This window comes from Streptomyces europaeiscabiei (assembly GCF_001550375.1).
GTDB classification, from domain to species: Bacteria; Actinomycetota; Actinomycetes; order Streptomycetales; family Streptomycetaceae; genus Streptomyces; species Streptomyces europaeiscabiei.
The window spans coordinates 1-11,001 of the sequence record NZ_LRTR01000031.1 but is presented as its reverse complement, the minus strand read 5'-3'; the positions used below and the strand labels follow the sequence as shown (position 1 = coordinate 11,001).

Below are 11,001 nucleotides of genomic sequence, written 5' to 3'. Positions count from 1 at the left end.
CTCGGCCGGGTGCTCGACGACCTGCTGCCCGGCGCCTTCGCCGAGCCCTGGGCACTGGCCGCCGCCGCCCGCGGCATACCCGGGCGGACCACCGCCCGCCAGGCCGTACGCCGCTGCATACCCGGACTCCTGCCCAACATCGGCCTGTTCGTGGTCGGCCTCACCGGCGGCGCCGTCGCCGTCGAACAGGTCTTCGACATACCTGGCCTCGGCCGCACCACCCTCCAGGCCGCCCTCGCCCAGGACCTGCCCGTCCTCCAGGCCGGCACCCTCGCCCTCGTCCTGCTGGCCGCCCTCGCCGGTGCCCTCGCCCGTCTCGCCGCTCGCCTCCTCGTCGGCCCGGCCCTCCGCGACGGCGCGCTCCACTCCCTGCACCGCCCGCGACCGCCCGCGCCACGCCGGACCCCGCTGTTCCACGGCACCCTGCTCCTCGTGGTCGTCGCGCTCGGCCTGACCCGTGACCCGCTCGCCCTCGACACCGGCGCCCGGCTCCAACCACCCTCCTGGGCCCACCCGTTGGGCACCGATGCGCTGGGCCGCGACCTCCTGGCCCGCATCGGCCACGGGGCGTTCACCACCCTCGCCCTGGCCGTCACGATCAGCGCGGCCGCGCTGCTGACGGGCGTCCTGCTCGGGCTGCTGCCCCGGCTCTCCGGGCCGCTCGTCGACACCGTCAACGCCGTACCGGCGGTCCTCGCGGGACTGATCGTCGCCGGAGTCGCCGGCAGCGGAGCGGCGACACCCGCGCTGGCCGTGGCCGCCGTCGCCTGGGTGCCGCTCGCCGCACACACCACGGCCCTGCTCGAACAGGAGCGGGCCACCACGCACATCACGGCCACGAGGGGGCTCGGCGCGGATGACGGCCATCTGCTCCGCCGCGAGCTGCTGCCCGCCGTCCTGCCCCCTGTCGCCCGCCACGCCCTCCTCCGGCTGCCCGGAGTGGCCCTCGCCCTGACCTCGCTCGGCTTCCTCGGCCTCGGCGCGCAGCCGCCGGACCCGGAATGGGGCCTCCTCCTCGCCGAGAACCAGCCCTACGCCGAACGCGCCCCCTGGGCCGTCCTCGCCCCCGCCACCGCCCTCGCCCTCCTGGGTGCGCTGGCGGTCACGTCGGCGGGCGGGGTGCGATGGCCGCGCCGTCCGCTCGCCGGGGCCGTACGACAGCCGAAGCCCGCCGCCACGACCGCCGGAGAGACCGGATGACCGAGCTGCCCGAGGAGCGACCGAGCGGGACGCCCCGGCTGCGGCGACCGGCCGGAGAAACGGGCGAGAGGCGCGCGCCGAGCGAGGAGCGGGAGAAGCGGGAGAAGCGGGAGAAGCGGGCAGCGGGTGAAAGGTCCGAGAGGCAGGTGACGAGCAAGGTGCCCGATCAGTGCGCGGCGAACGAGATGCCGGAGGTGCGGGCGGCGAGCGGGGTGCCTGTGCAACGGACGGCTCGCGACGCGTCCCGACGAGGGACGCCGGGCGGGGCGGCCGAACCGCGGGTCCTGAGCGGTGCGGCCGGGAAGAAGGCGGCCGGGCCCTCCCGCCGGGGTACCTGGGCCAAGCTCAGTCCCCTCCTGCGGCTGCTGATCCTCACCCAGCTCGCCTTCAACGTCGGATTCTTCGCCGTGCTGCCGTTCCTCGCCGAGCACCTCGGCACGGCGATAGGCATGGCCGGCTGGATGGTCGGCTTCGTGCTCGGGCTGCGGACCTTCAGTCAGCAGGGGCTGTTCGTGGTGGGTGGCGCGCTGGCCGACCGGTACGGGGTGCGGCCCGTGGTGCTGGCCGGATGCGTCCTGCGGATCGCCGGGTTCGCGTGGCTCGGATACGCGGACGCGGACTGGTCGGTCATCGGGTCGGTCCTGCTGATCGGCTTCGCCGCCGCGCTGTTCTCCCCGGCCGTCGAGTCCGAGGTCGCCCGGCAGGCCGTGGTGTGGGAGGAGTCGGGCGGCGGCCCCCGTACGAACGTGCTCGCGCTGTTCACGGTGGCCGGGCAGGCCGGGGCGTTCGTCGGGCCGCTGATCGGCGCGTTGCTGCTGGCCGTGGACTACCGGGCGGTGTGCCTCGCGGGCGCCGGGGTCTTCGTCCTCGTCCTCGCCGGGCACTTCTGGCTGCTGCCGCAGCGCATTCCGGGGCGGGAGCGGGTCGCGGTGAAGGGGGGTCTCGGGGGGCTGCTGCGCAACCGGCGGTTCCTGGCGCTGTGCTGCGCGTACGGGGCGTACCTGCTGGCCTACAACCAGCTGTACCTGCTGCTGCCCGGCGAGGTGGAGCGGGCCACGGGGTCGCAGTCGGCGCTGGCCTGGCTGTTCGGGTTGTCGTCGCTGCTTGTCGTGACGGCCCAGCTGCCGGTCACGCGGTGGGTGGGGGAGCGGCTGGATCTGCGTCGGTCCATGACAGTGGGGTTGGTGCTGATAGCGGCCGGGTTCGTGGTGGTGGCTGTGGCGTTGCCCGCCGGGTGGACGGGGGGTGTGGGGTTGTTGCCCGCCGCCGGGTTCGTGGTGTTGTTGACGGTGGGGCAGATGCTGGTGGCTCCGGCGGCGCGGGCGTGGGTGCCGGATCTTGCGGCGGAGGGGCGGCTCGGGCTCTATACCGGGGCGATGTCGTCCGTTTCGGGGTTGATCGTGTTGGTGGGGAGTGCGGGGGCCGGGGCCTTGACGGATGCGGGGGTGCCGGGGGCCGTGCCGTGGGTGGTGCTGGCGGTGGTTCCGGTTGCGTCGGTCTTGCTGCTGCCGCGGCCCTCCGTCCGGCCGTAGGGGGCTCCCAGAGCTCTTTTCGCCCCCCGCCGCCCCTACCCATCCCATCCGGCAGGGGCTGCGCCCCGTGCTTTTCGGCCCGCGAGGGCCGTAGGCACTCAAGGGGCGCGAGGAACTGCGCGACCAGCCCCCACCGGACCCGCGGGTGAGGGTCGAAGGGGCGCAGCCCCTCAAGGATGGGAATGGGTAGGGGCGGCGGGGGCGAAAGAACACCCCTCAGGCCATCTGGCGTCGTACCAGCTCATGCAGTCGCCCCCCGCTGTCCGACAGCAACCGGGCCGGCGCTCCCACCTCCGCCACCTTGCCGTCCTCCATGACCACCACCCGGTCCGCGTCCATGACCGTGGACAGTCGGTGGGCGATGACGATGCGCGTGGCGTGCAACGCCCTCGTGCTCTCGATGACCGTGCGCTGCGTCTCGTTGTCCAGCGCGCTGGTGGCCTCGTCGAAGAAGAGGATGCGGGGGCGGCGGATCAACGCCTGGGCGATCATCAGGCGTTGGCGCTGGCCACCGGAGATGGCGCCGTTGCCCTGGACGATGGTGTGCAGGCCCATCGGCATACGCCGGACGTCCTCGGCGAGGCCCGCCATCTCGGCCGCCGCCATCGCCTCCTCGGGCGTGAACGGCTCGGTGCCGCAGATGACGTCCAGGATGGAGCCGGTGAACGGCTGCGCGTGCTGGAGGACGACACCGCACTGCCGGCGCACGGCGGACTGGTCCAGCGCGCCCAGGTCCTGACCGTCGTACAGGACGCTCCCGGAGACCGGCTTGTCGAAGCCGATGAGCAGCCGCAGCAGCGTCGATTTCCCGCAGCCGCTCGGGCCGACGACCGCCACGAACTCCCCGGGTTCGATGGCGAAGGACACGTCGTCCAGTACCAGGGGGCCGTCGTCCGCGTAGCGGAAGGAGAGCCGACGGGCCTCCAGCGCGCCGGACAGCACACCCGGACGGGTGCTGGCCGTGCGGACCTCCGGGGTCGCCTCCAGCACCGGCTTGATCTCCTCGAACAACGGCAGCACGGCCACCGCCGACACGAACGCCCCCGTCAGCTGGGTGACCGAGGTGAGCAGCATCGTCACCGAGGTGTTGAAGGTGAGGAACTCCGCCGCCGACATCGAGCCCCGGGCCGGGCCCGCCAGCAGCATGAACATCAGCAGGGTGCAGAGCGGGAGATACACCGCGCCCAGCACCGTGTTGAGGTTCTTGATCCCGCCGACCTTCTGCTGGAGCTCCCGGCTGCGCGCGAACTCGCCCGCCCAGGCCGCGTACGCGTAGTTCTCCGCGGCGGCCACCCGTAGCTTCGGCAGGCCCCGCAGGGTCTGGAACGCCTGGTTGTTCAGCTTGTTGCTCAGCACCACCAGGCGGCGCTGCCAGCGGACCTGCCACAGGCCGAGGCCGAGGAACACGGCGGCCACGACCACCAGCATGCCGATCGCCGCCAGGGCCATGGGCACGCTGTACCAGAGCAGCAGGCCGAGGTTCACGGCGCCGACGGTCACCGACTGGGCGACCACCGGTCCGACTCCGGCCAGGGTGCGGCGGATCGCGCTGATGCCCATGGCGGCGCTGGCCAGTTCGCCGGTCGAGCGCGACGCGAAGAACTTCGTGGGGAGCCTCAGCAAACGGTCCCAGACGGCTGGTTGGAGGGTCGCCTCGATACGGCCCTCCATCCGCAGGATCGTCAGGTTCTGCAACAGCAGGAACGCGGCCGACACCACACTCGCGAGCATGATCGCCAGGCAGACCCGCACGATCAGGTCCTCCTGCGCCTTCGGCACGTACTCGCCGAGGATCCTGCCCGTCGCGACGGGGACGAGAGAGCCGAGCACGACCGTCACCAGGCCGCTCAGCAACAGGCCCGTCATGTCGCCGCCGGTGCCGTGGAGGCTCCAGCGCATCAGGCGCAGCGGGGTCGGTACCCGTTCGGGCAACGGCCGGTAGAACATCACGGCCCGCGGCTCGAACTCCGCCGCGTTCGCCTTCTCGATCGGCGTCTCCCGGCCGGACGACGGCTGTACGGCCACGTATCCGCCGCGCCGCCACAGGAGCGCCACCGGCGCGCCGGACAGCGCCCGGTGCCCGACCAACGGGCCGACGTTCTCCCGCCACCAGCTTCCGGCGAGGCGTACGGCGCGGACGCGGACGCGGGAGGCGAGCGCGATGCGCTCCACCGGGTCGAGCCGGTCGCTCTCGGTGCCGCTCTGCGCGGGCTCGCAGAGCGTGATCCCGGCCGTCCGGGCCACGAGCTTGCAGGCCGCGTAGGTGGCGTCCGCGTCGGCCGCCGTCGTACGCCGGTTCGCGGAGGACTTGCCGATGGACGCGAGCAGTGTGCGGTCGGCCTGGGCGCGCACGGCTTCACCGGCCTTGATACCGGCGGCCGTACGGTCCTCGTGGGTGCGCTCCAGCTGCTCGATCCAGCGGTCCAGCGTGGCCAGCAGCCGGAACTGCTGGTCGACCATGCTCTGCCAGACCCCGGGGTCCATCAGCAGGTCGGCCGCCGCCTCCGCCCCGTACAGCGAGCCGTACTGGACGCTGCCGGGCGGCACCCGCATCCAGAACACGTCGTCGTCGGTGGGCGCGGCGGCCTGCTCGGTGGCCATCGGTGCCTGGAAGAGGATCGACAGGCCACGGCCGACGCCCAGGGCGAGGGCGTGTTCGAGGGGGCTCGTCCGCGGGGGCACCGGCTGGGGGTTGCCCCACTCGTCGTACGACCAGGTCTCGGTGTTCACCTGCTGGTACAGCTCGCGCAGGCCGATGCGCCGGACCACGCAGTCGCGCAGCGGGCGGGCCACCAGGGTGTGCTGCGGCCCGGCGACCGGGCCGAGCAGCAGCGCGCCCGCTTCGAGGCGGCCCAGGTGGTGCCAGTGGCCCTGCTGGACGGCGTCGACCGCGAACAGGTCCAGCGCGCCGGAGGCCACCAGCCACAGGGTCTGCGGGCCTTCGAGGTCCAGGCGGGTGTGGCCGGCACAGTCGAGGGGGATGCCCATGGCGCCGAGCGCACCGAGGACGAGGTCGCCCTCCTCGGGTACGGACGTCATCTCATCGCTCCCTGACCAGCTGGGCGTACGCGCCGCCGCGTGCCACCAGCTCCTCGTGCCGGCCGCGCTCAACGATCGTGCCGTGCTGCAGGACGACGATCTCGTCGCTGTCGCGGACCGTGCTGAGCCGGTGGGCGATCACCACACAGGCGCAGCCGCGCTTGCGCAGGTTGTCCATGACGGTCAGCTCGGTCTCCGCGTCGAGCGCGCTGGTCACCTCGTCGAGGACGAGGATGCTGGGCCTGCGGACCAACGCCCGCGCGATCTCCAGGCGTTGACGCTGACCGCCGGAGAAGTTCCGGCCGTCCTGCTCGACCCTGCTGTGGATCCCGCCCGGACGGCGGGTCACCACGTCGTACAGGGCCGCGTCCCGCAGCGCCTCCACCACGGCCTCGTCCGGGATCGACGGGTCCCACAGGGCCACGTTGTCGCGGACCGTGCCCTCGAAGAGGAAGACCTCCTGGTCCACGAAGGAGACGGAGGCGGCGAGCGCACCACGCGGGATGTCCTCCAGACGCCGGCCGTCGATACGGATCACGCCCTCCCAGGGGGCGTACAGGCCCGAGATCAGCCTCGACACCGTCGACTTGCCGCTGCCGGAGCCGCCGACCAGCGCCACCTGCCGACCCGGACCGACGGTGAGGTCGAAGCCGGTGAGCAGGGGCTTGTCGAGGGGGCTGTAGCCGAAGGTGATGTTCTCCAGCTCCACATGGCCCTGCAGCCGGCGGGTGGACTCGGTGGAGTCCGGGCGGCCGTACAGCGGGTCCGCCCGGAAGTTCTCCACGTCCTTGAGGCGGGCCACGTCGGCCGCGAAGTCCTGGATGCGGCCCGCGACGCCGTTGAGGCGGGTGATGGGCGCGGTGAACCGGGTGACCAGCGCCTGGAAGGCGACCAGCAGACCGACGGATATATGGCCCTCGACCGCGCGCATACCGCCGATCCAGAGGATGAGCGCGCTGTTGAGCGTGGCGAGGGTCGGGGCGACCACCCCCAGCCAGGCGCTCGGCACGCCGAGCCGCTGCTGCTCCTCCAGCGTGGTGGCGTGCTGCCCGGCCCACTTGCGGAAGTAGCCCTCCTCGCCGCCGGTCGCCTTCATCGTCTCGATCAGCTGCAGGCCGGTGTAGGCCGTGTTGGTCAGCCGCGCGTTGTCGGCGCGCAGCTTCGCCGTACGGGTCGCGCGCAGCCGGATCACCACCCGCATCGCCACCACGTTCAGCAGCGCCACGCCGATGCCGACGAAGGTGAGCTGCGGGTCGTACGTGTAGAGGAGCACGGCGTAGAGGACGACCACGACCGCGTCCACACCGGCGGCCGCGAGGTCGCGGGCCAGGGTCTCGGCGACCGAGTCGTTGGACTGCAGGCGCTGGACGAGGTCGGCGGGGCTGCGCTGCGAGAAGAAGGTGACGGGCAGCCGGAGCAGGTGTCGAAGGAAGCGGGCGCTGGACAGGGTCGAGGAGATCAGGCGGCCGCGAAGCAGGTTGGCCTGTTGCAGCCAGGTCAGCAGGACCGTCAGCAGCACGCACGCGCCCATCGACGCGAACAGCACGCCCAGCAGGGAGGTCTGGCCGCCGATGAGGAACATGTCGATGTAGGTGCGGCTCAGCGCGGGTACGGTCGCACCGACGGCCACCAGCAGCAGGCTCGCGAGGACGGCGGCGGGCAGGGTGCCGGAGGTGCCGCGCATCCGGGCGGGCATGGCGCCGAGGACACCGGGCCTGCGGCCGCCCTTCTCGAAGTCGTCACCGGGCTCCATGACGAGGACGACCCCGGTGAAGCTCGCGTCGAAGTCCTCCATCGGCACGAACCGGCGGCCCTTGCCGGGGTCGTTGATGTGGACGCCGCGCCGGCCGAAGCGGCGCCCCATGCCGTCGTAGACGACGTAGTGGTTGAACTCCCAGAAGAGGACGGCCGGCGCCCTCACCTCGGCGAGGGCGGCCACGTCCATCTGCATGCCCTTGGCGGTCAGGCCGTAACTGCGGGCCGCCTTCAGGACGTTGCTGGCACGGGAGCCGTCCCGCGAGACACCGCAGGCGATGCGCAGTTCCTCCAGGGGGATGTGCCGTCCGTAGTGGCCGAGGACCATGGCGAGGGAGGCGGCGCCGCACTCCACGGCCTCCATCTGCAGGACGGTGGGCGTGCGGACGGTCCTCTGTCCGCTCTTGGGCACCGGGCGCTTCTGCGGGGCGGCCCTGCGTCTGCCGCGCGTCGGTGGCCGGGCGGTGTCCTGGGATGCGGTCACGGGAGCAGCCAATCGACGGGACGCTCGTCGGCCAGCCGGATCGAACCCGTGGCCATGGTCATGGAGGTCAGCTCGAACGGCGGCCCGTCCTGCGAGGACCACCTGTAGCCCGACTCCGTCGACGCGCTGCGGTCCAGTCGTACGGTCACGGCCACCGGCCGGCCCTTCCTGGTGAACTGCTCGCCCAACTGGCTGTCACCGAGGAACGCGCCGATCGACTGAGGGGTCTGCGCGGTGCGGTCCACCTTCTTCACATGGCCGCGCAGCACGCCGTACCGCTGGGTGGGCGCCGACTGCACGGTCAGGTCGACGGCGGCGTCCTCGGGGATCGAGGCCGCGTTCTCGGCGGGGACGTACACCGTCGCGTAGAGCGGGTCGTCGGCGTCGGCGACCTTCTCGATCGCCGCGACATCGGCGCCCGTCCGGATGATCTGGCCGAGCGTGGCGGCGAGCGTGGAGACCCGGCCCGCCGCGACGGACCGTACGACGCGCTCGCCGTCGGTGGTGGCGACCTTGAGGACGGGGGCCCTGGCGGGCAGCCGCTCCCCCTGCCTCGCGAGCACGGCGGTGACCTGGCCGGCCACCGGGCTCTGCAGTACGTAACTGCCCTGCCCGTGGGTGAGGACGGCGGGGGCGCCGACCGTGGACGCGACGGAACCCGTGACGGCCCACACGGACGCGGCGGCCATGGCGACCACCGTCACGGACAGCACCAGCCAGCCCTGCGGGCGGGCGAAGCGCACCGGGAGGTCGAGTTCCTCCGGTGACTGGAGCTTGGCGAGGGCCTGCTGGCGGAACTGCACGGGACTTCCCTCACCTGTGCGACTCGGGACAGCGGACTTTCGGGCACCCGAGAGTCCCGGAACCTGTCAGGTGGTTCCGGGACTCAGCGGCGCGAGGGCTCGATCAGAGACCGGCGACCAGGCTCGTGACCGGGGCGGTGTTCAGACCGGTGGCACCCTCGACGGTGCCGACGGCCGTGCCGACCAGGCCGGAGACCGGGGCGATACCGTCCACCAGGCCCGTGACGGTGCCGACGGCGTTGACGGACAGGCCACCGGAGACGGCGTCGAGGGCGGCGTCCGAGATCTCGGCGGTCTCAACCTGGGGGGTGGAGTTCATGGGGGAACTTCCCTTCGTATAGCTCTTCATAGGGGGGAGCGGCCCCCTTCTGGGGACAGAACGACGGCCGCGCACGTGGGTGCCCACTTCTCGTTTCCGAGAGCTTGGCGGCCCCCGCGGTGCGATGGATCAAAGCAGATCGCCGCTGCGCACTTCCAATCAACATGGCCTCCCACCAGCGCACTTGGTGACCATGACGGTTCATCCGTGCAGACCTGCGCACGCCTTGGGGGCTGCTTCTTCACACGGATCGCGGCATCGTCATACGCGGTTCGTTGCCAGCGGGAAAACGAATGGGACAGTCCGCCTGAAAGGTACGCGTACACGAGTCACCCCTGTGCAGAACTCCCGTGGACCGTGACCCCGCTGAGCATTCGGTGTGGAGATTCCCCGAAGCCGGTTTCCGGGCCGCCAGGGGGGACGGAGCGCTACCGACCGGTCGCTGAAAGTGCCGTTCCGGGTGGGCGATGTCGGCGCCACGGGACCTGCGTGGGAGAGCGCGGCCGGGAAGTCGTGACATGGGGTGCGAACTGGGGGTGTAGCGCGCTTTGCGAAATGGAAGATTGAAATCTTTTTGCTGAGCGTTGAACACCCCACCGGAACCGTCCGTACCAACTGGCAACCAGGCGCCCCCAGTTCACCCGCCGGACGGCGGCACGGACCCCGTCCCCAGGAGGTCAAGAGTTGAGTCACAAACGAGCCACCAAGCGTAAGGCGTTCATTGCCGCAGGCGGCGTGGCGGCGCTCGGCGCGGCAGCCCTCATCCTGCCGAACGCGATGGCGTCGCAGACGGATGCCAAGGGCGCGGCCCCCAAGACGCTCGCCGCGAGTGACGCCTCGGACCTCGCCTCTCAGCTGCGGAAGTCACTCGGTGACGCGTTCGCAGGCGCGTACTACGATTCGGCCGAGAAGCAGCTCGTCGTCAACGTCACCGACGGTCTCCGGACCGACGGCGACGACAACAACGTGATCGGACAGGCCCAGTCGGCCGGCGCGGAGGTCCGTGAGGTCGAGAACAGCTGGTCCGAGCTCCAGAAGGGCGCGGCGACGCTGAAGACGGAGGCCAGCGTTCCGGGCACCGCCTGGGCGATCGACCCCCGCACGAACAAGCTCCAGGTCACCGCCGACTCCACGGTCACGGGCGAGAACTGGGACACCATCGAGTCGTCCGTCAAGTCGCTCGGCTCGGGCATGGCATCCATCAAGAAGTCCGCCGGCACGTTCAAGACCTTCCTGGAGGGCGGCGACGCCATCTTCGGCGGCGGCGCGCGCTGCTCGGCCGGCTTCAACGTCGTCAACGCCGAAGGCGCCCCGGCCTTCCTGACCGCCGGTCACTGCGGTGTCGTCGAGGCCGAGTGGTCCGAGGAGGAGGGCGGCGCCCCGATCGCCACGGTCGACGCCGCCACGGCCACGTTCCCCGGCGCCGGTGACTTCGCCCTGGTCAACTACAACGACCCGGCGACGCAGGCGGCCAGCACGGTCGACCTCGGCAACGGCCAGACGGTCGACATCAACGCGGCCGGCGAGGCCGAGGTCGGCCTCCAGGTCTTCCGCATGGGCAGCACCACCGGTCTCGCCGACGGCCAGGTCACCGGCCTCGAGGCCACGGTGAACTACCCCGAGGGCACGGTCACCGGTCTCATCCAGACCAACGTCTGCGCCGAGCCCGGCGACAGCGGCGGCTCGCTGTTCACCGAGGACGGCCAGGCCATCGGCCTGACCTCCGGCGGCAGCGGCGACTGCACCGTCGGTGGCGAGACCTTCTTCCAGCCCGTCACCACCGCCCTCGCGGCGGTCGGCGCGACCCTCGGGGACGCCGGTGCGGGCGCCGGTGAGGAAGCCGCCGGCGGTGCCGGTGACGCCGCGGGT

7 protein-coding genes are annotated in these 11,001 nt (G+C 72.0%); 3 read left to right on the top strand and 4 right to left on the bottom strand.

What is annotated here, in order from left to right; translation table 11 throughout:
- Both AWZ10_RS01145 and AWZ10_RS01140 read left to right on the top strand, forming a co-directional pair.
- Positions 1 to 1,200, top strand: a 1,200-nt coding sequence (locus AWZ10_RS01145) for an ABC transporter permease subunit (protein WP_060890216.1), incomplete at its 5' end; no start/stop codon positions are given.
- Positions 1,197 to 2,732 carry an MDR family MFS transporter gene (locus AWZ10_RS01140; protein WP_244172338.1) on the top strand — a complete coding sequence of 512 codons (1,536 nt, stop codon included), beginning with the start codon at positions 1,197 to 1,199 and terminating at the stop codon, positions 2,730 to 2,732. The genes AWZ10_RS01145 and AWZ10_RS01140, both read left to right, overlap by 4 nt.
- A gap of 216 nt (positions 2,733 to 2,948) precedes the next feature.
- On the opposite strand, the gene AWZ10_RS01135 is transcribed toward AWZ10_RS01140, so the two are convergent.
- The 4 genes from AWZ10_RS01135 to AWZ10_RS01120 form a co-directional block, all read right to left on the bottom strand.
- Positions 2,949 to 5,771 (bottom strand): NHLP bacteriocin export ABC transporter permease/ATPase subunit, encoded by a 2,823-nt coding sequence (locus AWZ10_RS01135; RefSeq protein ID WP_060890212.1) that lies wholly within the window; start codon positions 5,769 to 5,771, stop codon positions 2,949 to 2,951.
- Position 5,772: 1 nt separating this feature from the next.
- Entirely contained in the window at positions 5,773 to 8,010 is a 2,238-nt protein-coding gene (locus AWZ10_RS01130) for an NHLP family bacteriocin export ABC transporter peptidase/permease/ATPase subunit (RefSeq protein ID WP_208618428.1), read from the bottom strand.
- Positions 8,007 to 8,813 carry an HlyD family efflux transporter periplasmic adaptor subunit gene (locus AWZ10_RS01125; protein WP_060890211.1) on the bottom strand — a complete coding sequence of 269 codons (807 nt, stop codon included), beginning with the start codon at positions 8,811 to 8,813 and terminating at the stop codon, positions 8,007 to 8,009. Before AWZ10_RS01125 ends, AWZ10_RS01130 begins: the two co-directional genes overlap by 4 nt.
- Before the next feature lie 103 nt (positions 8,814 to 8,916).
- Positions 8,917 to 9,132, bottom strand: coding sequence for a hypothetical protein (locus AWZ10_RS01120; protein WP_037698514.1), 216 nt, complete (start codon positions 9,130 to 9,132; stop codon positions 8,917 to 8,919).
- 684 nt (positions 9,133 to 9,816) lie between these two features.
- On the opposite strand from AWZ10_RS01120, the gene AWZ10_RS01115 reads away from it, so the two are divergent.
- On the top strand, positions 9,817 to 11,001 hold a 1,185-nt coding region (locus AWZ10_RS01115), incomplete at its 3' end, for a S1 family peptidase (protein ID WP_244172336.1).

Coding starts and splice junctions, on each gene's coding strand:
- AWZ10_RS01140 (WP_244172338.1), top strand. CDS start 1,197: ATGACCGAGCTGCCCGAGGAGCGACCGAGCGGGACGCCCCGGCTGCGG.
- AWZ10_RS01135 (WP_060890212.1), bottom strand. CDS start 5,771: ATGACGTCCGTACCCGAGGAGGGCGACCTCGTCCTCGGTGCGCTCGGC.
- AWZ10_RS01120 (WP_037698514.1), bottom strand. CDS start 9,132: ATGAACTCCACCCCCCAGGTTGAGACCGCCGAGATCTCGGACGCCGCC.